Below are 24,935 nucleotides of genomic sequence, written 5' to 3' on the forward strand. Positions count from 1 at the left end.
ACATGCGAAGCGAGCCCGGCTAAGGGGGCTCGCGTGTTTGAAATAAACCCTGCTTGCAAGGCAAACAGGGTTTGTCTGGTTGCGGGCAGGCTGCCAATAAGCCAGGCCGGCTTGCTGGCAGCCACCACGATTACAGGCGGAACCGGGCTACCAGGGCTTTCAGTTCATCGCCACGGGAAGCCAGCACATTGATGGTGGCCAGGGCTTCTTGCAGGCTGGTATCGGTTTGCTGCGCCATCACGTTCACACGCTCGGCACTGCGCGCCATTTCGTTGGTGGCCACGCCCTGCTCGGCGGTGGACGAGGTGATTTCGCTCATGCGCGAGGAGATTTCCTCGGCGCTGTGCTTGATCTCTTCTACCTTGCTGGCCGCTTCACGCGACAGGGTCACGCCGGAGCTCACTTTCTCGTTGGTGACATCGGCGTGAGTAATGGCCTCGCCGGTGCGGCGGATCACGGTGTCGATCATCTCGGCGATCTGCACGGTGGCGGTGGCGGTACGCTCGGCCAGCTTGCGCACTTCGTCGGCTACCACGGCAAAGCCGCGGCCGCTTTCGCCGGCACGGGCTGCCTCGATGGCGGCGTTCAGCGCCAGCAGGTTGGTCTGGTCGGCAATATCGCGAATCACGCCCACAATGCCCTTGATCTGCTCGGACTGGCCAGACAGGCTGCCCATTACGCCATGCAGCGACGATACCGCATGCAGGATGGACTGCACCTCGCGCTCTACTTCGGTCATGGCGTGGTGGCTTTCCACCGAGTTGCTGCGCGAACGCGATACCAGCGCCTCGGTTTCACCCACGTGGTCGGCAATGTGGTTAATGCTGACGGTGATTTCCTCGATGGTGGCGGCGGTAGCCGACAGCTCGCTGGACTGCACGCGCGAATCCTGGGCGATCTGCTCGGCCACGCGGTTCAGGTCGGCCGCATCGCGTGCCAGTGCATCCGATTCGTCACGCACGGTGATGAACATCTCGCGCAGCTTGGCCACAAACTGGTTGAATGCTTCGGCGATCTGGCCGACTTCGTCACGGTTGCCTACCGGCAGGGTTTTGGTGAGGTCACCCTGGCCGCTGGCCACTTCGGCCATGGCTTTATGCAGCACATTCAGCGGCGCCAGCATTTTGGCTACACCGGCGTAAGCCAGGACACCTGCCAGCAGCAGTGCCGCTATCGCCAGACCAGCCATCACGGTCAGCAGCTGTTTTACCGGGGCCAGTGCGGCCGCTTTTGGCACCACGACACCAAACAGCCAGCTGGTTTTCGGCACAGGGTACAGGGCTACCAGGCTGGTGGCATCGTCTACCGATACTTCCTGAATCTGGCCATCTTTGCCCAGCGCGCCCAGGTCAAAGCCCGGCATCACTTCGCCGATTTTCTTCAGGCCGGAATCTTTTTGCGGGTGGGCAATCACGTCGCCTTCGGCGGTGACCAGGAAGGCAAAGCCATCACCGGGCAGCTTGGCCGCGGTGACTTCTTGCACTACGCGTGCCAGGGTCACGTCACCACCGGCTACGGCCACCAGCTGGCCGCCGTCTTTACGTGCCTGGGCAAAGGTGATGATGGGGCGCTTGGTGGCAGCATCGATATACGGTGGCGAGGCGATGGGGCCGGCGGCATCCTTGGCAGCCACATACCACGGGCGGCCGGTAGGATCGTAGCCCGGCGGCACCGGGGCGGCACCGGTAAACTGGGTCATGGTTTTATCCGGCTGGCCCACGTACATGTCGTCGAAGCCACCGGCGTCACGGGCTTGGTCCAGCATGGGCTTCAGCTCGCCGGTGCCAAAACGCGGCAGCACCGAACCCACGATTTTCTGGCGGCTATCCACCCATTCGCTGACAAAGCTCACTTTGTTGTCAGCCGCCATCTTGATTTCGTTCTGGATTTCCTGCTCCAGAGCCGAGCTCATTTTCAAGTACGCCACGGTACAGAACACCACCGACAAGGTAGTGAGTACCAGCAGGACAAAGATCATCAAGCGCGTGCGTAGTGTCATGATTCGAGCTTCCCCTGAATGTCTATTGATATGTTTTTTCGGACAGCGGGATGGTACTACCAAGCACGCCAGCCAGATTCCCCAAGCAGCACAAAACAACTTGCATACAAAATACTGTTGAAATGGCACGTAATCATGCCCTTCAGGGCCGCATAAAAAACGTTTCCGCCCCACTTGTAAGCTTTTTTATAGAATTTATGCGCCAGCAGGCCGGTTTTGACCATAGATATCTTTAAATTTGGTCACACCCTTTTGTTTGTTAGCCAAACATTGCAATACATACAAGTTTTTTTACGTGCTCATTAAATGCACATGTCAATTAATGCACAATAAACAGTCAATCGCTAGTGCATGGATTGTTGCAATAAAGCAATAGCGTGCCGCACCTTGGCCGGCAGCACGTCACGGCGCGGCGTCACGGCGTACACCGGCAACACCGGCGCCTGCCAGTCTGGCAGCACCTGCAGCAGCACGCCGGCCTGCAATTCGGCACGTACCTCGGGCGCCGGCTGCATGGCAATGCCCAGGCCACCCAGCGCAAACGCCCGCGCCGACAGCATGCTGTTACTGGCAATACGGCTGCGCAGGCGTAGCACCTCTATCTCGTCCTCCCGCTGCAAGCGCAGCGGCGACAACCCGTGCTCTTGCTCCAGCCCTATCCAGTCGTGCTGGTATAGCTGGCCAGGCTGCTGGGGCATACCACGCGCCGCCAGGTACGCCGGGGACGCCACCAGCACAAAAGGCCAGTCGGCAAGATGGCGGGCCACCAGCGTGGAGTCGGGCTGGTTACCGGCGCGCAGCGCCAGGTCGATACGGTGCTGCACCAGGTCGATCATTTCGTCCTGAAAAAACAGCCGCAGGCTCAGGCCAGGGTTGGCCGCCAGCAGCGGTGCCAGCGCCTGCCCCAACACACCACTGGCAAAGCCGCTGGGCGCGGCAATGCGCAGCTCGCCCACCGGCTCGTCGCGCAGCGCGGCCATCTGTACGCTGGCCTGGCTGGCTGCGGCCAACATGGCGGCGCAGCTGCGGTAAAACACGCTGCCCGCCTCGGTGAGCGTGAGTTTGCGGGTGGTCCGGTGCAGCAGCGCTACCTGGTGCTGCTGCTCCAGCCGCTTGATGTGCTGGCTCACGGCCGACGCCGTCATGCCCAGCGTGCGCCCGGCAGCGTTCATGGAGCCGTGTTCGATCACGGCGGCAAATACGGCCATGCTGCGTAGCTCGTCCATTACCAACCTCAGCTTAACAATGATTGAATTTCAAAGCGGATTATCAGCCGAAACCGCGTGATCTACCATGCAGTCATTCCCTCCCCCACCCGAAAGGACACAGCATGAACATCGCACTTATCGGCGCCAGCGGTTTTGTTGGCCAGGCCCTGCTGCAAGAACTGCTCGCCCGTGGCCACCAGGTCACCGCACTGGTTAGCCGCCCGGAGCGCATGGCCGCTGCGGCCAACCTTACCGTGAAAGCCAGCAACGCTTACGACGCCGACGCCATCGCCCGCGACGTAGCAGGCCACGACGTGGTGATCAGCGCCTTTAACCCGGGCTGGGACAAAGCCGATATCCGCAGCCTGTTCCTGCAAGGCCACGACGCCATCGTGGCGGGCACCAAGGCCGCTGGCGTGGCGCGCTTTATCGAGGTAGGCGGCGCCGGCAGCCTGTACGTGGCACCGGGCCTGCAGCTGATCGACACCCCGCACTTCCCCGCCGAATACAAAGAAGGCGCCGAAGGTGCCCGCCAGGCACTGAACCAGCTGCAAGGCGAAAGCGTGCTGGACTGGGTATTCGTATCGCCACCCGCCCTGCTGGCACCGGGCGAGCGCAGCGGCCAATACCAGCTGGGCGCCAACGAACTGCTGATGGACGGCGACGCACCGGCAGGCATCAGCGTGGCCGACCTGGCCGTGGCCATCGTGGACGAGGCCGAACAAGCCCGCCACCACCGCCAGCGCTTTACCGTGGCCGCCGCCAAATGAAGCGCCTGCTGATCGCCGCCACCTTGGCCGCAGGCCTGGCCAGCGCTGCCCAGCCGGCACTGGCCGGCCCGCGCGAAGACGCCAACAAGGCCTTGGTACTGGCTTTTTACGACGCCGCCTTCAGCAAGCTGGATGCCGAACAGGCAGCCACGTATCTGGCACCCGGCTATATCCAGCACAACCCGGAAGTCGCCAACGGCATCGCGCCGCTGCAAGACTACGTGCGCTGGATTCGCGCCAATACCCCGCAAAGCCGCGCCAGCATCAAGCGTGTGCTGGCCGATGGCGACCTGGTGATGCTGCACGTGCACAGCCAGGACAAACCCGGCGAGCGCGGTGTGGCGGTGGTGGATATCTTCCGCGTGGCCGATGGCAAGATTGCCGAGCACTGGGACGTGATCCAGCCGGTACCCGCACAGGATGCCAACGGCAACGGCATGTTCTAGCCCGCCGGCAAAACACGCCTCACGCCGCCCTGCTTGCCCCGTGCAAGGGGCGGCGTTTTGCTGCGTTTGCACATCGATAAATACCCGCCACGCATTGACACCAGCGCGTCAGGTCTTCTAGATTCTGCAAGCCACGCGTGACACGGCAGGGCCCCGCCCCGCCGCACCGCGCCGCACACACAGGAGAGACTGCCCACGCGGCAGCGCCGAAGGGGAATCGCCCCAGAAACTCTCAGGCAAAAGAACTGTGTGTGTCCGGCACTCTGGAGAGAAGGTTGGCCGCAACGCCGCCTCGCCGAAGGACACACGGTGCGCCCGCACCGCAATATCTCAGGCAAAAGGGACAGAGGGGGCATCGTCCGGCATGGCCGGGCGGGTGCCATCGCCTGCGTCCCAGCCATGCCCTGCCCGCCCATGCCGCCACGCGGCACCCTGGGCACCCCGCCAAAGAGCCATGCACGCGGCTGCAACTGCAGCCAGACACGCCATGGAGAGAGATATGTTTACGCAAGACATGCAGATTGCCGGTTTCGACGACGCCCTGTGGGCCGCCATCCAGGCCGAAACCCGGCGCCAGCAAGACCACATCGAGCTGATTGCCTCGGAAAACTACACCAGCCCGCGCGTGATGCAGGCGCAGGGCACCCAGCTCACCAACAAGTACGCCGAAGGCTACCCCGGCAAGCGCTACTACGGCGGCTGCGAGCACGTGGACGTGGTAGAGCAGCTGGCCATCGACCGCGCCTGCCAGCTGTTTGGCGCCCACTACGCCAACGTGCAGCCGCACTCCGGCAGCCAGGCCAACGCCGCCGTGTACATGGCGCTGCTGCAGCCGGGTGACACCATCCTGGGCATGAGCCTGGCCCATGGCGGCCACCTGACCCACGGCGCCAGCGTCAATTTCTCCGGCAAGATCTACAAAGCCGTGCAGTACGGCATTGATACCGACACGGGTGCGATTGATTACGACGAAGTGCAACGGCTGGCCACCGAGCATCAGCCCAAAATGCTGGTAGCCGGTTTCTCTGCCTACTCACTGGTGGTGGACTGGGCGCGCATGCGCCAGATAGCCGACAGCGTGGGCGCCTGGCTGTTCGTGGACATGGCGCACGTGGCCGGCCTGGTAGCCGCCGGGCTCTACCCCAGCCCGCTGCCGCACGCCCACGTGGTGACCACCACCACCCACAAAACCCTGCGCGGCCCGCGCGGCGGCCTGATTCTGGCGGCTAACCCGGACGAAACCCTGGTGAAAAAGCTGCAGTCGCTAGTGTTCCCCGGCATCCAGGGCGGCCCGCTGATGCACGTAATCGCCGCCAAGGCGGTGGCGTTTCTGGAAGCGCTGCAACCCGAATTCAAAACCTACCAGCAGCAGGTGCTGGATAACGCCCGCGCCATGGTGGCGGTGTTTCAGCAGCGCGGCTATACCGTGGTATCGGGCAAAACCGACGACCACCTGTTCTTGCTGAGCCTCATCGACAAGGGCATCACCGGCAAGGCCGCCGACGCGGCACTGGGGGCGGCCTGCATTACCGTCAACAAGAACGCGGTGCCGAACGACCCGCAAAGCCCGTTTGTGACCAGCGGCATCCGCATCGGCACCCCGGCCATCACCAGCCGGGGTTTCGGTGTAGCCGAGGCGGGCCAGGTTGCCCACTGGGTAAGCGACATCCTGGACGATATCGATAATGCAGAGGTCGCCGCCCGCGTACGCCGCCAGGTGGCCGAGCTGTGCGCGGCCTTCCCGGTTTACCGCTAACGCCGGCCCCAGCTGCATTGCAGCATCGGTAGTCCACACAGCGGCGGCATTGCTCAGTACAATGCCGCCGCTGCCTGGGCAGCACCCACACACCACGGCCCACACGGCCGGACAGACAACACCCGAGGCGCCACCCGCGCCCGCACCATAAAAAGAGAAGCAGCATGGCTATCAGCGTATTCGACCTGTTCAAGATCGGCATTGGCCCGTCCAGCTCCCACACCGTCGGCCCCATGCGTGCCGCACGCCAGTTTGTGGCCCGGCTGGAAAAAGACGGCCTGCTTGCCGCCACCGCCAGCGTGAAGGCCGAAATGTTCGGCTCGCTGGGCGCTACCGGCAAAGGCCACGGCACCGATACCGCCGTGCTGCTGGGCCTGCAGGGCGAATACCCCGACCTGGTGGACACCGACGCGGTAGACGGCATGTTGGCCGCCATCCGCGCCGACAAAGCCATCCGCCTGCTGGGCAGCCACGTGGTGCCCTTTGTCGAGGGCGAGCACCTGATCCTGCACAAGCGCAAGGCACTGCCCTACCACCCCAACGGCATGATTTTCGAAGCGTTTGCGGCCAACGGTGACAGCCTGTCCAAGCGCGCCTATTACTCGGTAGGCGGCGGTTTTGTGGTAGACGAAGCCGCCATCGACGCCGGCTTCACCCCGCCGGGCGTCACCGAGCTGAAGCACCCGTTCAAGACCGGTGCCGAGCTGCTGGCGCTGTGCCAGCGCCACGGCAAATCCATCAGCCAGATCATGCTGGAAAACGAGCTGGCCTGGCGCAGCGAAGAAGAAATACGCGCCGGCCTGCTGAATATCTGGCATGTCATGCAAAGCTGCGTGAAGCGCGGCTGCGAGCGCGAAGGCATTCTGCCGGGCGGCATGAAAGTAAAGCGCCGCGCCGCCGACATGTACCAGAAGCTGCTGGCGTCGCCAGAAGCCGCGCTGCGCGACCCGCTCACGGTCATGGACTGGGTCAACCTGTACGCGCTGGCAGTGAATGAAGAAAACGCCGCCGGTGGCCGCGTGGTGACCGCCCCCACCAACGGTGCAGCCGGCATCATCCCGGCGGTGATGCACTACTACGCCCGCTTTATCCCTGCGGCCAACGATGACGGCATCGTGCGCTTTTTGCTGACCGCTGGCGCCATCGGCATCCTGTTCAAGCTGAACGCCTCGATCTCGGGTGCCGAGGTAGGCTGCCAGGGCGAGGTAGGCTCGGCCTGTTCCATGGCGGCCGGCGGCCTGGCCGAAGTGCTGGGCGGTACGCCGGAGCAAGTGGAAAACGCCGCCGAAATCGGCATGGAACACAACCTGGGCCTGACCTGCGACCCGGTAGGCGGCCTGGTGCAAGTGCCGTGCATCGAGCGCAATGCCATGGCGTCGATCAAGGCCATCAACGCCGCGCGCATGGCGCTGCGCGGCGACGGCCAGCACTTTGTGTCGCTGGACCGCGTGATCAAGACCATGCGCGACACCGGCCGCGACATGAGCACCAAGTACAAGGAAACCGCACGCGGCGGCCTGGCGATCAATGTGATCGAGGTGCCGGTAAATATTGTGGAGTGCTGATCGCCAGGGTTGGCCGCAACACATGGCACAAGGGTCTGTCCCGCCGCACGGCGGGACAGACCCTTGTAACTTGATCTACGCAGCCCACTCAGACAAAGCGCGCTGGCGAGTACGGCGCGGGGTCGGTAAACGGCCGCTCGCCCAGCATCATCTCGGCCAGCAGGCGCCCCGATACCGGTCCCAGCGTCAGCCCCAGGTGGCTGTGGCCAAAGCTGAACCACAAGCCCGGGTGGCGCGGCGCGGCGCCGATCACCGGGCGCATGTCCGGCAGGCACGGGCGGCAGCCTACCCACGGCTCGGCATCCACCCGTGGCCCCAGCGGAAACAGGCCCTGCGCCAGCGCCTCGGCCTGCGCCAGCTGGTTTGGCGTGGGGGGTGCATCGCGGCGGGCCAGCTCCACGCCGGTAGCCAGGCGCAGGCCACGTGCCATTGGCGCCACCAGAAAGCTGTTTTCCATGTCCACCACGGTGCGCTGCAGGCCAGGCCCGCTGGCGTGATAATGCATGTGATAGCCGCGTTTTACCTGTAGCGGAATACAGTAGCCCAGCGGCGTAAAGACATCGTCCGACCACGGCCCCATGGCCAGCACCACCTCGCGGGCACTTAACACCCCACTATCGGTAAGCACCTGCCAGCCGCTACCCGCTTGGCGCAGGCTCTTCACCGCGCACTGTTTGAGTACCCCGCCCAGTGTCTGAAAATAGGCAGCGTAGCCGCGCACCAGCGCGCCAGGGTCGCGGATGCTGTGCGGGTCGTGCCAGTGAATCGCCCCGCTAAAACCCTGCCCCAGCCCCGGCTCGGCCTGGCGCAGCGCCGCGGCGTCCAGCACGGTGAGACCCAGGCCGTATTCTCGGGCGATACGCTGGGCGTTGGCCGCTTCGTCAAAAAATGTGGCTTCGCCACGCCAGGCTTCCAGCAGTCCCTCGCTACGGCGCAGCTCGGTCACACCGGCGGCGCGAATCCAGGCGTCGTGTTCGGGCAGGCAGGCTTCCAGCAAGGGCAGCATGGCGCGGCCGGTGGCAGCCAGCCTGGCCGGTGCCGACTCGCGCCAGTACTGCCACAGCCAGCCAGCGTAGGACGGCAGCGTGGCAGGGTGGTAACGCACATCGGGCGAGCGGTTGGCCGCCAGGCGCAGCACCGACGATAGCTGGCGCGGAAAACCATACGGGATCACCGCCGCCCGCTCCAGCAGGCCGGCGTTGCCGTGGCTGGTTTCCTCGCCCGGCGCACGGCGGTCCAGCAGCCATACCTGGCGGCCACGCTGCTGCAGCGCCAGTGCTGCCGATACGCCGACCATGCCGGCACCCAGTACGATTACATCTGCATCCATGCTGCTTGTTGCCTTCCTGCTGCCGCGCCAGGGTTGGCCGCGGCGATAATGAACTGGCGGCGGCCAAGCCTGGCGCACCGCCACCCGGCGGGTAGCCGGGCGGGTAAAAAACTTATTGGGCGATGATGTCACGCTTGAAGTACTTCTGCGACAGGCGGCTCAGGGTGCCATCCTGCTTCAGCGAGCGAATAGCCTTGTCCAGCTCGGCTTTCAGCGGGTCGCCCTTGCGCACGCCCAGGCCGGTGCCCTCACCCAGCGTGGCAAAGTCGCTCAGTATCTTGCCCTTGAACTCGAATGCCTTGCCCTGCGGCTTGTCCAGAAAGCCTTCCTGCGCATTCTGCCCTTCTTGTACCGAGGCATCCAGGCGGCCGGCCGCCAGGTCTAGGTAGATCTGGCTCTGGTCACGGTAGGCCACCACCTTCACGCCCTGATGTTCCCAGTGTTTGCGCACAAAGTCCTCCTGCGTGGCGCCCTGCAGCACGCCCACTGCTTTGCCTTTCAGCGCGGCCACGGTGGGCAGCAGCGGGCTGTCGCGCCGCGCCACCATCTGGATGGGCACGATGTAGATGGGCACGGTGAAGTCGATGGATTCGCGGCGCTTGGCGGTAATGTTCATGGCCGAGTTGATCACCTCGAACTTGCGGGCCTTCAGGCCGGGGATCAGCCCCTCGAACGAGGTTTCCACATAGCTGCACTTGGCGGCCAGGCGCTCGCAGATGGCGTTGCCCACCTCGATATCGAAGCCCACCAGTTTGCCGTCGGGCAGCTTGCTTTCAAACGGTGCGTAAAACGGCTCCAGCCCCATGCGGATGGCCTGGCCACCCGCCAGCGCCGGGCCGGCCAGCAAGGCAATAAGGGGGAGCAGATAGCGGCTAGCTGCGCGGGTTTTGTTCATGATGTTTCTCCTGGCCTGGTCCGGTATGGCCGCGCCGGCAGGCTACCGGCAGCGGGTGGCGGCACGAGTTGGCCGCTTGCCGGCAAGAATAGATAAAATTTCCATCGTGGACAATTTTTTTCTTGATCGCTAAGCTGTGGCCATCGAGACCCCGCACCCACAGACACCATGCACGCCATCGACCACCACGCTGCCCCCGCCGTACTGAACGCCGACGCCATCCGCCCGCACCTGCCCTACCTGCCGGTGCGCCAGATCTTGCAGCAGCTGTTTGCCGCACTGGGCCAGGGCCAGGCGGTGCAGCCGCCGCAAACGCTTACCCTGTTCCCCGGCAATGCCGGCGACATGATTACCTACCAGGGCGTGCTGGCCAGCCAGCAGCTGTTTGGCGCCAAGCTGTCGCCCTATATCGTGACCGGTGGCAAGCCACTGGTTACCGCCTGGACCAGCCTGTTTTCGATGCAGACCGGCCAGCCGCTGCTGTTTTGCGACGCCAGCCTGCTCACCGTAGAGCGCACCGCCGGCACCACCGCCCTGGCAGTAGAACAGCTAGCCCGCCCCGATAGCCGCCAGCTGGCGCTGATAGGCTGCGGCGCCGTCGGCCAGGCGCATCTGCGCCATGTACTGGCGCTGCGGCCGTGGCAGCGCATCCGCGTATTTGCCCCCGGCCTGGCCGCCGACAGCGCGCTGCAAGCGCAGCTGCTGGCAATGGATACCCGCATCGAGCTGGCTACCTCGGCCGAGGCCGCCGCGGCAGATGCCGACGTAATCATGCTGTGCACCTCGTCCGGCAGCCCGGTACTGGACGTAGCCGCGCTAAAAAAACCGGCACTGATTACCTCGATCAGCACCAATGTGGCCCAGGCACACGAGATCGCCCCGGCGCTGCTATCGCAGATGGATGTGTACTGCGACCACCGCGCCAGTACCCCTAGCCGCGCCGGCGAGATGGTGTTGGCCGCACGCCACCACCAGTGGCAGGCCGACGCCATCCGCGGCGACTTGGCCGAGCTGGTAAACAACCTCTGCCCGCGCCCGGGCTACCAGCGCCACGTGTTCTTCCGCTCCATTGGCATGGGGCTGCAAGACATCGCCATCGCCCACGCCCTGCTGCAGCGCGTACAGCAGGCGGCGTAAGCCGGTGGCAAAAGGTTGGCCGCGCTTGTGGCCAACCCCGCGCTGCGGCACTATGCGGGCTCTGCCCGGAACCAATACCCATGAGCCAAGCCGCCCACCCTACCGACCCCCTGCTGTCACGCTACGCCCACCTGGCCGACAGTATCGCCAAGCTGTTTTTCCCCTACGCCGAGGTGGTGATCCACGACCTGGCCGAACAGCGCGTGCGCTACCTGGCCAATAACCTGTCGCGGCGCGAAATCGGCGACGAATCCGGGCTGGAAGACATCGAGCGCACCATTGCCGACCGCTTTGTCGGCCCCTACGAAAAGCTGAACTGGGACGGTCGCCGCATGCGCTGCGTCAGCAGCGTGCTATTCGACGACAACGGGCAGGCCCTGGGGGTAATGTGCATCAACTTCAACATTGCCGTGTTCGAAGACATGCACGGCATGCTGGGCATGCTGCTCAAAGGCGCCGGGCTGGTAGAGCAACCAGCCGAGCTGTTCCGTGACGACTGGCAGGAGCGCATCAATACCTTCATGCACGGCTGGCTGCAGCAGCGGCAGCTGGCGCTGAACGGCCTGACGCGCGACCAGCGCCGCGAGCTGGTGGCTGCGCTGTTCGCCGAGGGGGCGTTTCAGGGCAAAAGCGCCACCCACTACATCGCCAATGTGCTGGGCCTGGGCCGCGCCACCGTATACAAGTACCTGAAAGAATTGAAAGAAGGCTAAGCGCCACCGGCAAAATCAAGGGCCAAAGATTGGCCGCAGGCAGCAAAAAGCCCACCGCATGCGGTGGGCTTTTTGTCAGGCGGGATGAGCGCGGCTCAGTCTTCCTTCTGCTGCAAAAACAGCGTCAGCGTCAGTTCGCCGTTTTCGCCCTTTACGCTGCGTACGTTCTGCAGGCTCAGGTCGGATGGCAGCAGCAGGCTGACACCGTGGCCGATGCCCACTTTGCTCCAGCTTTTTTCCAGGCGTTTGGCCACCGACTGCGCCGGTAGCGGCGCGTCGCTTTCCAGCGAGAAGCCATAGCTTTCGGCAGCGTTATCAAACAAGCGGCCAACCTCTTCCGACCCGACATAACGCTCGGCCATGCTGCCCATTTGGCGCGGCGACAGCTCGGGCTCGGTCTTGCACAGGTTCATCACTTCGTCCTTGAAGCGCACCTGCTCTTGCGGGTCGTCGATTTCTTCCGAGATCTGCTCCAGCACCTCGGCTACCACCTTGCTGCTGGTGCTGGTATCCGGCACGCGCATGGCCTGCAGGAAGTCGTCCAGCCAGAACTTGGCTTCGTTGCCCTGGCGGTCTACCGCGTACAACAGCGGGCCGTGTTCCAGCAGCAGCGCGCCTTTGTCGATCAGGCGCGGGTTGATGCCGCTGGCGTGGCTGATGTCGAACACCTCGCCACTTTCCACGATGGTAAGGAAGTCTTCCTGGATTTCGGCCTTGAACAAGCCCAGCGCGCGCACTTCGCGGTCGCCGTCACTCAGGCCGGAAAACAAAATCACCAGCAGGTCGCCGGCCATGATGTTGGGGTGCTGCGAGCGGGCGTACAGGTGCTTGGCAATGCGCTGCGACACTTCCAGCAGGTCGGCCTCGCCACGGAAGAACTGGCGGCTGTAGTGGTACAGCTCGTTCAGGTTCAGATCGCTCTCGTGGTAGAACTGGTACTTTTTCTTGTCGGACACAATGCCCTTCAGGTAGCCGTCCAGAATCAGCGCCGACACGCCCTCGTCCACCTGGGTGGCCTTGCCGGACAGCTGCAGCGGCTCGCTGCGGGCCGGGTTGCCAACACGGTGTACCACGAGGCGTTCTACGCGGGCTTCGGTTATCTGCATGATGCTTCCTGTTCAGGGCTGAAAAACGGGTGGGGATTATCGCACATCCGGCGGCCTTGGCGCCGCCCGGCACGCTGCGCCGCCACGCCTAGTCGTGACCAAACTGCAGTGCGGCCAACCTGGCGTACAGCGGCGAGGTCTGCAGCAGCTGCTCGTGGCGGCCTTCGGCCACAATGCGCCCCCCTTCCAGCACGATAATGCGGTCTGCTTGCTTCACAGTGGCCAGGCGGTGGGCAATCACCAGCGTGGTACGCCCGGCAGCGGCGTGCTCCAGCGCCTGCTGCACCAGCTGTTCCGATTCGGCATCCAGCGCGCTGGTGGCTTCGTCCAGTAGCAGAATGGGCGGGTTTTTCAGGATGGCGCGGGCAATGGCAATGCGCTGGCGCTGGCCGCCAGACAGGCGCACACCGCGTTCGCCCAGAAAGCTGTGGTAGCCCTCGGGCAGCTTTTCGATGAAATCGTGCGCGGCGGCGGCACGGGCGGCAGCGATCACTTCGTCGTCGCTGGCGTCGGGGCGGCCGTAGCGGATGTTCTCCAGTGCGCTGGCGGCAAAGATCACCGTGTCCTGCAGCACAATGCCGATATGGCGGCGCAGTGCGGCCGGGTCCAGCTGGTCTATGGGCACACCGTTAAGCAGGATGCGGCCAACTTGCGGGTCGTAAAAGCGCAGCAGCAGCTGGAACAGCGTGGTTTTACCAGCGCCGGACGGGCCCACCAGCGCCACCTGTTCGCCGGGGCGCACTTGCAGGTTCAGCCCCTGCAGCGACGGCTGGCCGGGGCGCGACGGGTAGGCAAAGGTGACATTGTCCAGCTGCAGGCCCTCGCCCTCTGGCGGCAGCGGCAAGGGCTGTGCGGGCGGCTGCACTGGCGAGCGCTGTGCCAGCAGCGCCAGCAGGCGCTCGGTGGCACCAGCTGCGCGCTGCAAGTCACCCCAGACCTCGGCCACGGCGCCAATGGCACCAGCGGTGACCACCGCGTACAGGATGAACTGCGCCAGCTCACCGCTACTCATCTGCCCGGCCAGCACGGCGTGGGCGCCCAGCCACAGCACGAACACAATGGCACCGAATACCAGCAAGATCACCAGGGCGGTGAGCTGGCTGCGCGCCACAATGCGCGCCAGCGCGGTATCAAAGCTGCGCGTGACAGACACATCAAAGCGCGCCACCTCGTGCCCTTCCTGCGCAAAAGCCTGCACTGTTTGTACGGCATTCAGCGCCTCGCCCGCCATGGCGCTGGAATCGGCAATGCGGTCCTGGCTGGAGCGCGACAGCGCACGCACGCGGCGGCCGTAGACCAGAATCGGCACCACCACCAGCAGCAGCGTCAGCAAGATATAGCCGGTCAGGCTGGGGCTGGTCACCGCCAGCATCACCAAGCCGCCCAGCATCAGCAGCACATTACGCAGGCCCATTGACAAGCTGGTGCCCACCACGGTTTGCACCAGCGTGGTGTCGGTGGTCAGGCGCGATAGCACTTCGCCGGTTTGCAGGGTCTCGAAGTATTCCGGGCTCATACCCACCACGTGCCGGTACACCGCGCTACGCAAGTCTGCGGTAATGCGCTCGCCCAGCCACGACACCAGATAAAAGCGCAGCGCGGTAAACAGTGCCAGCACGCTGGCCAGGCCAAACAGCGCCAGAAAGTAGCCGTCTACCGCCTGGCGCTGGCTAAAGGCATGGTCCACCAGGTAGCGAAACGCCACCGGCAGCAGTAGCGTTGCCGCCGCCGCCACCAGCAGCGACAGCCCCGCCAGCACAAAACGGCCGCGATAAGGGCGCATGAAGGGCAACAAACCGCCCAGCGGCGTCAGTTTTTGCAGCAGGCTTGGTTTATTCACCACAGCACCCCAAGAAAGATATAAACCCTGCAGATGGCCGCAAACGCCTGCTATTTCAAGAGCCCGGCAACGACACTGCGCCACGGCAGCCATGCACGGCATTTATTGCCAACACCGCCAGGCAAGCCAGCCAGTCCCGCCGGGGCGTGCCGTACATGAAGCTGGCAATGTGCCACAGCAGGCACAACAATGTCTCAAAACCACACCCGCCACCCCAGGCCGGCACCATAACCATAACGAGACACGCCGCATGCTGATCAACTGCGTGGCCTACCAGAACGGCCAGAAACTGGGCGATATCGCCAGCACCGACATACACGATTACCTGCGCCGGCCAGACTGTTTTGTCTGGGTGGCGCTAAAAGACCCGCTACCCAGCGAAATCAGCCAGCTGGCACGCGAGTTCGACCTGCACGAGCTGGCTGTAGAAGACGCCCAGCACGGCCACCAGCGGCCCAAGCTGGACGAATACGACGACATGCTGTTCTGCGTGATGAAAACCCTGCAGCTAGACGACGAGGGCAACCTGAACGAAGGCGAGGTGGATGTATTTGTCGGCGCCAACTACGTGCTGTCCATCCGCAATGGCACGCGCAAAGGCTTCCAGAACGTGCGCGAACGCTGCGAGCGCGAGCCGCACCTGCTACAGCACGGTGCCGGTTTTGTGTTCTACGCGCTGATGGACGCCGTGGTAGACCGCTATTTTTCGGTGATGCACCAGCTGGAAGACGAGCTGGAAGCGCTGGAAGAACGGCTGTTCTCGCGCAACGGCCAGGCACGGCAAAACATACAAGACCTGTACGCACTGAAACGCAAGCTGGTGATGGTCAGCCACGCCCTGGTGCCGCTACACGAAGCCACCGCCCGCCTGCACGGCGGGCGCGTGCCGCGGGTGTGCGGCGGCCTGCAAGACTACTATCGCGACGTGGACGACCACCTGGCGCGCATCATCCGCAACCTGGAATCACAGCGTGACATGCTGTCCACCGCCATCCAGGTGAACCTGGCCATGATTTCGCTGGACGATTCCAGCGTCAGCAAAAAACTGGCGGCCTGGGCGGCGCTGTTTGCCGTGCCCACCATGATTGCCGGTATCTATGGCATGAACTTCGAGCACATGCCGGAGCTGAAGTCGGTTACCGGCTACCCGACCACCCTGCTGATCATGGTGGTGCTGGATGGGGTGCTGTGGTGGCGTTTCAAGAAGTCGGGCTGGCTGTAGTGTCATCAGCCCGCCCGTGCGGCCAACTTGTGGCCAGGTTGGCCGCATGCAGCCCAGCAAACAGTGCCGCCATGAAAAAGCCCGCACTGTTAGACGCGGGCCCAGGCTGTCTTATCACTGACAAGACAAAACCCGCGAGCAAGGCAGGCGGGCTTTGTCAAAAGCGAAAAGCCCGTGTCTTTCAACACGGGCTTTTCAGTATTCTGGTGGCGGGGGAAGGATTCGAACCTTCGAAGGCAGAACCGTCAGATTTACAGTCTGATCCCTTTGACCGCTCGGGAACCCCGCCAGAACAGGAGGCGGATTATGTCAATGCGTCCCTCCCCCGTCAAGCCCCTGATTGCCATTTTTTTGCATTTTTTTCGATAAGCAAAAGCACGGCATGATTTATCAAATACTTACCGCACCGCCACGGTAGCGGCCATACCGCTACGCAGCACACCACAGCGCCAGCTTAATCCCAGTAACCCGGCGCGGCGTAGACCTCGCGCAGGTGGTCGATAAACAGCCGCACCCTGCCCGGCAGGAACTTGCGCTGCGCCACCACGGCATACACCGGGTAGTCTGGCGAGGAAAAGCGGTCCAGCACCGTCACCAGGCGGCCTTCGGTGATGTCGTCCTTTACTTCCCACATCGAGCGCCAGGTCAGGCCCAGCCCCTGCAGCGCCCAGTCGTGCAGCACGGCACCGTCGTTGCACTCCAGCGCGCCACGCACTTTCAGGTTCACCAGCTCGCCGCCCACCTTGAAGGTCCAGCCACGGCTCTGGCTTTCCCCTAGCGACAGGCAATCGTGCTGCTCCAGGTCGGCCAGCGCCTTGGGCGTACCGCGCTGCGCCAGGTAGGCCGGCGCCGCCACCACCACGCGGCGGTTTTCGGCCAGCCGCACGGCGATCAGGCTGGAGTCGGCAAGGTCGGAAATACGGATAGCGCAGTCGATGCGGTCGCGCACCAGGTCAGTCAGGCGGTCGGACAGGTCCAGCGTGATGCGGATATCCGGGTGCTGGCGCAAAAAGCTGGCCACATGCGGCGCCACATGGCGGCGGCCAAAACCAGCCGGGGCCGATAGCCGCAAATGCCCACGGGCGCGCGCGCTGCCGCTGGCCACGGCAGACTCTGCCTCGGCCAGCTCCCCCAGAATGCGCAGGCAATCCTCGTAAAAAGCCGAGCCTTCCTGGGTCAGCGAAATGCTGCGCGTGGTGCGCACCAAGAGCTTCACGCCCAGGCGGTTTTCCAGCGCGTCCAGCCGGCGGCCGATAATGGCCGGCACCACGTCTTCCTGCCTGGCAGCGGCAGAAAGGCTGCCTAGATTCACCACTGAAACAAAGGTTTCCAGCTGCTTTAGCGCGGCCATTGATGCACCAAAAGTAAAAAATGTTATGGCATTTTAGCGCTTTGCGCAGCGCAGCAACATGGCTACACTGACGCCATCGATACTTATTCCAAACCAATGCGCAGCCGCGCAACACGACACTAGAGAGCCTTCCATGACTGCACGTATCCAGAAGCATCGCCTCGCCGTTGCGGCCAACCTTCACGACTTTATCGAACAGGAAGCCCTGCCGGGTACCGGCATGGCCAGCGAAGCCTTCTGGCAAGGCTTCGATGCGCTGGTACACACCCTGGCGCCCAAGAACCGTGCCCTGCTGGCCGAGCGTGACCGCCTGCAAACAGAAATCGACCAGTGGCACCGCCAGCAGCCTGGCCCGATTGCCGACATGGCCGCCTACAAGGCTTTTCTGGGCAGCATCGGCTACCTGCAGCCCGCCCCGGCCGACAGCCGCATCGACACCAGCAATATTGATACCGAGCTGGCCGAACAAGCCGGCCCGCAGCTGGTAGTGCCGGTCATGAACGCCCGCTACGCCCTGAATGCGGCCAACGCCCGCTGGGGCAGCCTGTACGACGCGCTGTACGGCACCGACGCCATCAGCGAAGACGACGGCGCCACCCGCGCCGGGGCCTACAACCCGGCACGCGGCGGCAAGGTCATCGCTTTTGGCCGCGCCTTCCTGGACCAGGCGGCCGCGCTGGAAACCGGCTCGCACAGCCAGGCCGCCGCTTACCGCGTGGCCCATGGCCAGCTGGAAGTGCTGCTGCAAAACGGCAGCAGCACCGGCCTGAAACAACCGGCACAATTCATTGGCTACAACGGCGATGCCGCCGCCCCGACTGCCGTACTGCTCAAGAACAACGGCCTGCACTTTGAAATCCAGATCGACAAAAACAGCGCCATCGGTGCCCAGGACGGCGCCGGTGTAAAAGACATCGTGATGGAAGCTGCCATCAGCACCATCATGGACTGCGAAGACTCGGTGGCCGCTGTGGACGCCGACGACAAGGTGGTGGTGTACCGCAACTGGCTGGGCCTGATGCAAGGCACGCTGACCGAAGACGTAGCCAAAGGCGGCAAGACCTTCACCCGCCGCATGAACGCCGACCGCCAGTACAGCGCGGCAGCCGGTGGCAGCCTGACCCTGCACGGCCGCAGCCTGCTGTTCATCCGCAACGTGGGCCACCTGATGAGCAACCCGGCCATTATCGACGGCGAAGGCCGCGAGATTCCGGAAGGCATCATGGACGCCGTGGTCACCACGCTGATCGCCCTGCACGACCAGCAGCGCCGCGGCAACTCGCGTACCGGCTCCATCTATATCGTGAAGCCAAAAATGCACGGCCCGGACGAAGTGGCCTTTGCCAACGAGCTGTTCGGCGCAGTGGAAAGCCTGCTGGGCCTGCCGCAATACACGGTAAAACTGGGCATCATGGACGAAGAGCGCCGCACCAGCGTGAACCTGGCGGGCTGCATTGCCGCCGCCCGCCACCGCGTAGCCTTCATCAATACCGGCTTCCTGGACCGCACCGGCGACGAGATGCACACCTCGATGGAAGCGGGCCCGATGATCCGCAAGGGCGACATGAAAACCAGCAGCTGGATTCAAGCTTACGAGCGCAACAACGTGCAAGTAGGCCTGGCCAGTGGCCTGCGTGGCCGCGCCCAGATCGGCAAAGGCATGTGGGCCATGCCGGACCTGATGGCCGACATGCTGAAACAGAAAATCGGCCACCCGAAAGCCGGCGCCAACACCGCCTGGGTACCGTCGCCTACCGCCGCTGTGCTGCATGCCCTGCACTACCACCAGGTAAACGTGCAAGACGTACAGAAAGGCATGGAAGCCCAGCCGGCCGAAGACCTGCAAGACGCCCTGCTGACCATCCCGGTGGCGGCCAACCCCAACTGGAGCGCTGCCGATATCCAGCAAGAGCTGGACAACAACGCGCAGGGCATTCTGGGCTATGTGGTGCGCTGGGTGGACCAGGGCGTGGGCTGCTCCAAGGTACCGGACATCCACAACGTGGGCCTGATGGAAGACCGCGCCACGCTGCGTATCTCGAGCCAGCATATTGCCAACTGGCTGCGCCACGGCATCGTGACCGAAGCCCAGGTAACGGAAACCCTGCAACGCATGGCCGCCGTGGTAGACCAGCAGAACGCAGGTGATGCTGCCTATCAGAACATGGCAGGCCACTTCGACAGCTCGGTAGCGTTCCAGGCAGCTTGCGACCTGGTCTTCAAAGGCTGCGCCCAGCCATCCGGCTACACCGAGCCCCTGCTGCATGCCTGGCGCCTGGTGGCCAAAGCCCGGTAAAACCGCCCCATTAAAAACAAACTGCCGCATCAGCTTGTAGTATTTGCTTGCCAATTACACCAAGCTGACAGCGGACTCCCCAGCGACGCTATTTTGCGTCGCTTTTTTATTGAATTTTGCCAATATCTAACACACAAAAGCCACGCTCCTATGCCAAAATCCTATCTGCAGCAGCCGATTTATCTATCCGACAGGACCGCAGCGTGGATATACAAAGCAATCGCCCCATGGGAAACGGCAACTATCGCCCCATTTCCCTACGTCGCTTACGCATAAGCGCCAACACGCCGCGCAACCTGCTGCTGCTGGCATGGGTACTATCTACCATTGCGTGCATTGCCTTGGGGCTGGGCGCTGTCATCTTCCAGTGGTCGGGCATGGCCATGCATTTTGGCGGCGTGTCGTTTTATGTTTCTGCCTACCCGCCGCTAACTATCTGCCTGCTATGGACACTGCTGTTTGGCCTGGCCTGGGGCGCCATTCCGGCTTTCCTGTCTACCTTCATCCTGTCCGTCTATGCAGGGCTGCCCCCCGGCTGGGCAGCCTTGTTTGCCCTGGCTAACCCGCTGGGCCTGACCGTCTTCACCATCGCCTACCGCGCCATAGCGATTCCGCTTAACCTGCGCAGCATGGACTCGCTGCTGTTTTATGGCTTGCTGGCATTCTTCAGCAGCGTTTTCAGCGCCAGTGGGGCATTTATCTGGATACACACCAACCAGATGGCCTCGGGTGACGCCTTTGGCCTGTGGCAGGGCTGGTGGCTGGGCAACCTGCTGCAGATGCTGTTCATTACCGCCCCCATCCTGGCTATCGTGGCCGACCCGGTGTGCAACTGGCGCAACCGCGCACTCTTCCAGCTGGCCAATAGCCCGCGCACCAGCCTGCGCTGGATGTTGCTGGCTGCCAGCATGGTGGTGGTTGGCGTCTATATGTATATCGCCCTGTCTTTCTGGCTCAGCCACAAGGCCGTTACCGCCAGCACCGATCTGAACACATTAGCCGGCTGGCAGCAGGCCACCGAGCTGATTACCGCGTCGTCGTCATCGGTCTACATGGTGTTGTCCATCATGTTCCTGGCCATGGCGTCGCTGGGCTACCGCTTTGTGCGCAGCTGGATCGGCGAGCTGCAACAGGCTGTACGCCATGCCGAAGAAGCCAACCGCGCCAAATCCGGCTTTCTGGCGCGCATGAGCCACGAAATCCGCACACCGATGAACGCCATCATCGGCCTGTCCAACCTGGCGCTGCAGCACAGCAGCAGCCCGCGCGAACGCGACTATCTGCAGAAAATCCACCACGCCGGCAATTCGCTGCTGGTGATCATCAATGACATTCTGGATTTCTCGCGCTCTGAAATCGGCACCCTGCAGCTGGAGCAGCGCGCCTTCAAGCTGGAAAGCTTTATCGGCTCGCTGACCGACCAGCTGCGCCCGCAGCTGGACAGCAAGCAGCTGGAGCTGATTATCGACATTGCGCCGGACGTACCCCGCGTGCTGAGTGGCGACACGGTACGGCTGGGCCAGATCCTGCTGAACCTGCTGAACAATGCGGTGAAGTTCACCGACAGCGGCGAAGTCTGCCTGCACATCAGCCGCCACACCCAGCAAGCGGCGGGAGATGGCGTCGTGACCCTGGGCTTTGCCGTGAGCGATACCGGCATCGGCATAGACGAAGCCCACCTGGCACGGCTGTTCCAGCCATTTACGCAGGCAGACGAGTCCATTACACGCCGCTACGGCGGCACCGGCCTGGGCCTGGCTATCTGCCAGCAGCTGGTGGCGGCCATGGGCGGGCAGATCAGTGCCGCCAGCAGCCCGGGCAAGGGCAGCTGCTTCAGCTTTGCCATCACCCTGCCTTTTGAAGCCGGTACCGAGGTGCGCCCGCTGGCCGGGCAGAAAACCGCCTTGCTGATTCACCGCCACGACGGCATACGTGACAACACCTGCGCCATGCTGCAAGGCATGGGGCTGAGCGTGATCAGCGCCAGCGGCATCGGCACCGCCCGCGCCCTGCTATACCAGCATGGCGACGTGACCCCGGCACTGCTGCTGGCCGAGCTACCCGACCACACCAACGCAGCAGACCACCTGGCCAACCTGCGCCGGCTGGTACCCGGGCGCGAACCGGACATCCTGCTGATTGCCCCGCGCTACAGCAGCAGCACGGCAGAATACGATAGCCCGGTACCGCTACTGGTGAAGCCCCTTAGCCCGGAGCAGGTACGCCAGGCCATTCTGCACGAACAGCAAGCCCAGCCATTACCCACCACCAGCCAGGCGGCCAACAAGCGCGGCTGCCTGCAGGGCAAACAGATCCTGCTGGCAGAAGACAACGTAATCAACCGCCAGATAGCCTGCGAGCTGCTGGAAGAAGCCGGCGCCCGTGTAAGCTGCGCCGAAAACGGCCAGCAAGCGGTAGAAATGGCGCTGCACGGCCTGTTTGATGCCGTGCTGATGGACGTACACATGCCGGTCATGGACGGCATGGAAGCCTCGCGCCAGATCCGCGCCCAGGGGCTCACTACCCTGCCCATCATTGCCGTCACCGCGCATGCCTTTGACGCCGCCCGCCAGGAAGCCCTGGAAGCCGGCATGGACGAGCACCTGAGCAAACCCTATACACCCGAGCAGCTATACAGCCTGCTGTGCCGCTTCATCGGCCAGCAAGACCCGGCACCACCGGCCGGCAATGACACGGCCGCCAGCCCCCCCACCCTGCCAGGCATACAGCCAGGCCCGCTGCCCATGTCGCTCAACACCGAGCAGTTCCAGTCGCTGCTGCGCAAGTTCCGCCAACACCACGCAGACGACGCCAGCCAGCTGCGCCAGGCCTGGCAGCAAGGCGATAACGACACCATCCAGCTGATTGCCCACAACCTGAAATCGGTCGGGCACTACATCAACGCACCGCACATGCAGCAGCTAGCCAAAGAGCTGGATGCGCAAGCCAAAGCCGGCACCCCGCCCGCCCAGCTGGTAGAAGCGCTGGCGTGCGCCATCGACGACATCCAGGCCGGGTTAAGCGCCCATTTCGACCCACCGCAACACACGCACAGAGAAAGCAAATGACACGCTTTGCCACCCTAAGCCTCACCCTGCTGCTCAGCCCGCTGGCCATGGCGGACAACCTGATTGTGGACCTGGGCACTGCCGAGCGCGCCGCCCGGCTGTTTTCCTACCCCAACTGCCTGAGCAACTGCCCCGCCCCGGATAGCTCGCTGGAACAAACCGTCAGCCACTGGCTAAGCCAGAGCGTGCAGCGCGATGGCTACACCTCGGCCGTGCGTATCTACCGCAAAGATGACCGCCTGTACGCCGACCTGAACCGTGCGGCCAACCCCGCCAACAAAGACGAAAACAAATACCCGGTACCCGATGACTACAGCGATGCCATCCGCAGTTATCTGGACATCGGCGACATCGGCTACGCCAAAGCCGAAGAGCTGAAAAAGACCCCGCAGTGGCAAAGCAGCTGGCGCTTTTTCCTGACACTGGGCATGGCGCTGCGCAACCACAACACCGTCCAGCTGCTGCACTTCCCGCCAGACACCGTGCTGAACGACACGCAGGACTACCTGAGCGCCGCCACCACCGTGCGCTGGGGCAACCTGCTGGGCTTTAATGGCGTGGACGTGCGCCAGAACGGCCTGTACCAGACCATCGACGACATCGCCCCCATCGCCGCGCCCGCCAATGCCGGCGCCGCACTGGAAGGCGTGTACGACACCTTCACTCCCTACACCCTGGCGCTGATGCAAAGCTGGACTGCGCCCAAAGCCGGCCAGAGCGCCCCCCGCCCCATGGTGGTACTGGGCAGCCCGGCGCGGCAATGGCTGGCCAAACAGTTCAATCTGGGTACGCTGCGCGTGCTGGACCAGTTCCCGTTGGACATCGGCAGCAACAAACAGGTACCCGTAGCGATCGGCAACCACCCCAGCCTGATCTGGAACGCCGGCAGCGACAGCCAGGGCATCAGCATCATGCGCCAGGACCTGACCGTCGCCTGCTGGCAAGCTGCCATGGGCAAAAACCCGGCCGGCGATGCCAAAGCCACCATGGACAGCTGCACACAAACCTGGAAAAACGAAGTACAAGCCTGCCGCCTGTACTACACCTCGATCAAGAACACCAGCTACGCCACCGCCACGCAAAACTGCGCACCGGCAGTAGGCAAAAAACGCTAAGCCCCTGCAGGGCCGGCGGCTACGCCGGCCCTGCTACCTGCCCGCGCGGGCAGCCGCGCAGCCGATGCGCTACAATGGCGGCCAACTTCATACCGTGCACCACCCATGCTGAGCTACCGCCATGCCTTTCACGCCGGCAACCACGCCGACGTGCTCAAACACCTGATCCAGGTGCAGATCATTGATTACCTGGGCCAGAAAGCCAAACCGTTCTGGTATATCGACACCCACGCCGGTGCCGGCGCTTATAGCCTCACCGAAGGCTACGCCACCAAAACCGCCGAATACACCGAAGGCGTGGCCCGCCTGTGGCAGCGCGACGACGCCCCCGCGGCCGTCAAGCGCTACCTGGACGTGGTGGCTGCCATCAATACCGACGCCGACGGCGCGCTGCGCTACTACCCCGGCTCGCCGTGGTTTGCCGCCGAAACCATGGCCGGCAGCGAAAAGCTGCGCCTGTTCGAGCTGCACCCCAGCGACCACCAGCTGCTGCAAGACTGCTTTGCCGATGCCGGCCGCCGTGTACGCGTAGAGCGTGCCAACGGCTTTGAAGCCATCAAGTCGCTGCTGCCGCCACCGCCGCGCCGCGCCCTCACGCTGATCGACCCGCCGTACGAAGACAAAGCCGATTACCAGCACGTGGTTAAAGCCATGAAAGAAGCGCTGAAACGCTTTGCCACCGGCACCTACGCCATCTGGTACCCGCTGCTGCAGCGCGCCGAGATCAAGGAGATGGTGAAAGACCTGAAAGGCCTGCCCTGCCACAGCTGGCTGGACGCTACGCTGACGGTGCGCACGCCATCCAAGGACGGCTTCGGCATGCACGGCAGCGGCATGTTCATCATCAACCCGCCGTGGACGCTGCACGCCACACTGCAGGAAACCCTGCCCTGGCTAAGCCAGGCCCTGGCAGTAGACGACGGTGCCTGGCACAGCCTGGAATACCGCGAAAACTAAGCCCTGCCCATGACAAAGCGGCCAACCTTGCGTGACAAGGTTGGCCGCTTTGCTGTGTGTGCTTCACGTACAGCCCGGCTTAGAGCCTGTTCAACGTCTTTTCACGGCTGCGGCCAGTGACTACCGGATGCAGCGCCAGGAGAAGTGCCCGCCGCAGTGTC

19 protein-coding genes, 1 tRNA gene and 2 riboswitches are annotated in these 24,935 nt (G+C 63.5%); of the genes, 12 read left to right on the plus strand and 8 right to left on the minus strand.

The features are described 5' to 3' along the window. Positions 1 to 130: 130 nt before the first annotated feature. The gene (locus FLQ44_RS06820) at positions 131 to 1,999 is read right to left on the minus strand and encodes a methyl-accepting chemotaxis protein (protein WP_240801201.1); all 1,869 of its coding nucleotides are present in this window, start codon (positions 1,997 to 1,999) and stop codon (positions 131 to 133) included. 344 nt (positions 2,000 to 2,343) lie between these two features. Further along, positions 2,344 to 3,225 carry a LysR family transcriptional regulator gene (locus FLQ44_RS06825; RefSeq protein ID WP_147693707.1) on the minus strand — a complete coding sequence of 294 codons (882 nt, stop codon included), beginning with the start codon at positions 3,223 to 3,225 and terminating at the stop codon, positions 2,344 to 2,346. A 104-nt stretch (positions 3,226 to 3,329) separates the two neighbouring features. Here FLQ44_RS06825 and FLQ44_RS06830 point away from each other — a divergent pair, with 104 nt between their 5' ends. The 4 genes from FLQ44_RS06830 (at position 3,330) to FLQ44_RS06845 (ending at position 7,744) form a co-directional block, all read left to right on the plus strand. Beyond that, positions 3,330 to 3,977, plus strand: coding sequence for an NAD(P)-dependent oxidoreductase (locus tag FLQ44_RS06830; RefSeq protein WP_147693709.1), 648 nt, complete (start codon positions 3,330 to 3,332; stop codon positions 3,975 to 3,977). After that, on the plus strand, positions 3,974 to 4,423 hold the full coding sequence (locus FLQ44_RS06835; RefSeq protein WP_147693710.1) for a nuclear transport factor 2 family protein: 450 nt from the start codon (positions 3,974 to 3,976) through the stop codon (positions 4,421 to 4,423). The genes FLQ44_RS06830 and FLQ44_RS06835 overlap by 4 nt, the downstream gene beginning before the upstream one ends. 170 nt (positions 4,424 to 4,593) lie before the next feature. After that, a riboswitch (glycine riboswitch) is annotated at positions 4,594 to 4,681 on the plus strand. A 1-nt stretch (position 4,682) separates the two neighbouring features. Further along, positions 4,683 to 4,774, plus strand: a riboswitch (glycine riboswitch). A 148-nt stretch (positions 4,775 to 4,922) separates the two neighbouring features. Further along, positions 4,923 to 6,179 carry a serine hydroxymethyltransferase gene (glyA, locus tag FLQ44_RS06840; protein ID WP_147693712.1) on the plus strand — a complete coding sequence of 419 codons (1,257 nt, stop codon included), beginning with the start codon at positions 4,923 to 4,925 and terminating at the stop codon, positions 6,177 to 6,179. A gap of 164 nt (positions 6,180 to 6,343) precedes the next feature. After that, complete coding sequence (locus FLQ44_RS06845) at positions 6,344 to 7,744, plus strand: L-serine ammonia-lyase (RefSeq protein WP_147693713.1); 1,401 nt, start codon at positions 6,344 to 6,346, stop codon at positions 7,742 to 7,744. An 88-nt stretch (positions 7,745 to 7,832) separates the two neighbouring features. On the opposite strand, the gene FLQ44_RS06850 is transcribed toward FLQ44_RS06845, so the two are convergent. Both FLQ44_RS06850 and FLQ44_RS06855 read right to left on the minus strand, forming a co-directional pair. Beyond that, a complete protein-coding gene (locus FLQ44_RS06850; protein WP_147693715.1) occupies positions 7,833 to 9,074 on the minus strand; it encodes an NAD(P)/FAD-dependent oxidoreductase in 1,242 nt (413 codons plus the stop codon). A gap of 112 nt (positions 9,075 to 9,186) precedes the next feature. Then, the gene (locus tag FLQ44_RS06855) at positions 9,187 to 9,969 is read right to left on the minus strand and encodes a transporter substrate-binding domain-containing protein (protein ID WP_147693717.1); all 783 of its coding nucleotides are present in this window, start codon (positions 9,967 to 9,969) and stop codon (positions 9,187 to 9,189) included. On the opposite strand from FLQ44_RS06855, the gene FLQ44_RS24565 reads away from it, so the two are divergent. From FLQ44_RS24565 to FLQ44_RS06865, 3 genes are all read left to right on the plus strand, one after another. Further along, on the plus strand, positions 9,968 to 10,102 hold the full coding sequence (locus tag FLQ44_RS24565) for a hypothetical protein (protein WP_276607832.1): 135 nt from the start codon (positions 9,968 to 9,970) through the stop codon (positions 10,100 to 10,102). The genes FLQ44_RS06855 and FLQ44_RS24565 overlap by 2 nt on opposite strands. Positions 10,103 to 10,137: 35 nt before the next feature. Next, positions 10,138 to 11,106 carry an ornithine cyclodeaminase family protein gene (locus FLQ44_RS06860; RefSeq protein ID WP_147693719.1) on the plus strand — a complete coding sequence of 323 codons (969 nt, stop codon included), beginning with the start codon at positions 10,138 to 10,140 and terminating at the stop codon, positions 11,104 to 11,106. 80 nt (positions 11,107 to 11,186) lie between these two features. After that, positions 11,187 to 11,819, plus strand: coding sequence for a helix-turn-helix transcriptional regulator (locus tag FLQ44_RS06865; protein WP_147693721.1), 633 nt, complete (start codon positions 11,187 to 11,189; stop codon positions 11,817 to 11,819). Positions 11,820 to 11,914: 95 nt separating this feature from the next. Here the strand turns inward: FLQ44_RS06865 and FLQ44_RS06870 are convergent, their stop codons facing one another. Both FLQ44_RS06870 and FLQ44_RS06875 read right to left on the minus strand, forming a co-directional pair. Then, complete coding sequence (locus FLQ44_RS06870; protein WP_147684831.1) at positions 11,915 to 12,925, minus strand: nucleoid-associated protein; 1,011 nt, start codon at positions 12,923 to 12,925, stop codon at positions 11,915 to 11,917. A gap of 88 nt (positions 12,926 to 13,013) precedes the next feature. Next, positions 13,014 to 14,765 carry an ABC transporter transmembrane domain-containing protein gene (locus FLQ44_RS06875; protein WP_147693723.1) on the minus strand — a complete coding sequence of 584 codons (1,752 nt, stop codon included), beginning with the start codon at positions 14,763 to 14,765 and terminating at the stop codon, positions 13,014 to 13,016. A 250-nt stretch (positions 14,766 to 15,015) separates the two neighbouring features. Between FLQ44_RS06875 and corA the strand changes: the two genes are divergently transcribed. After that, positions 15,016 to 15,987, plus strand: a complete 972-nt coding sequence (gene corA / locus FLQ44_RS06880; protein ID WP_147693725.1) for a magnesium/cobalt transporter CorA — start codon at positions 15,016 to 15,018, stop codon at positions 15,985 to 15,987. 204 nt (positions 15,988 to 16,191) lie between these two features. Here corA and FLQ44_RS06885 read toward each other — a convergent pair. Together FLQ44_RS06885 and FLQ44_RS06890 are read right to left on the minus strand one after the other, a co-directional pair. Continuing rightward, positions 16,192 to 16,276: transfer RNA gene (locus FLQ44_RS06885), tRNA-Tyr, on the minus strand. Between the two features lie 165 nt (positions 16,277 to 16,441). Continuing rightward, positions 16,442 to 17,338, minus strand: a complete 897-nt coding sequence (locus FLQ44_RS06890; RefSeq protein WP_147693727.1) for a LysR family transcriptional regulator — start codon at positions 17,336 to 17,338, stop codon at positions 16,442 to 16,444. Positions 17,339 to 17,471: 133 nt separating this feature from the next. Between FLQ44_RS06890 and FLQ44_RS06895 the strand changes: the two genes are divergently transcribed. The 4 genes from FLQ44_RS06895 (at position 17,472) to FLQ44_RS06910 (ending at position 24,774) form a co-directional block, all read left to right on the plus strand. After that, positions 17,472 to 19,634 (plus strand): malate synthase G, encoded by a 2,163-nt coding sequence (locus FLQ44_RS06895; RefSeq protein ID WP_147693729.1) that lies wholly within the window; start codon positions 17,472 to 17,474, stop codon positions 19,632 to 19,634. A gap of 227 nt (positions 19,635 to 19,861) precedes the next feature. Beyond that, on the plus strand, positions 19,862 to 22,702 hold the full coding sequence (locus FLQ44_RS06900) for an ATP-binding protein (RefSeq protein ID WP_147693731.1): 2,841 nt from the start codon (positions 19,862 to 19,864) through the stop codon (positions 22,700 to 22,702). Then, positions 22,699 to 23,817, plus strand: a complete 1,119-nt coding sequence (locus FLQ44_RS06905; RefSeq protein ID WP_147693733.1) for a hypothetical protein — start codon at positions 22,699 to 22,701, stop codon at positions 23,815 to 23,817. Before FLQ44_RS06900 ends, FLQ44_RS06905 begins: the two co-directional genes overlap by 4 nt. Before the next feature lie 105 nt (positions 23,818 to 23,922). Further along, positions 23,923 to 24,774 (plus strand): 23S rRNA (adenine(2030)-N(6))-methyltransferase RlmJ, encoded by an 852-nt coding sequence (locus FLQ44_RS06910; RefSeq protein WP_147693735.1) that lies wholly within the window; start codon positions 23,923 to 23,925, stop codon positions 24,772 to 24,774. Positions 24,775 to 24,935: the final 161 nt, after the last annotated feature.

The sequence above is a fragment of the Vogesella mureinivorans genome, from assembly GCF_007644035.1.
Taxonomy (GTDB): Bacteria; Pseudomonadota; Gammaproteobacteria; order Burkholderiales; family Chromobacteriaceae; genus Vogesella; species Vogesella mureinivorans.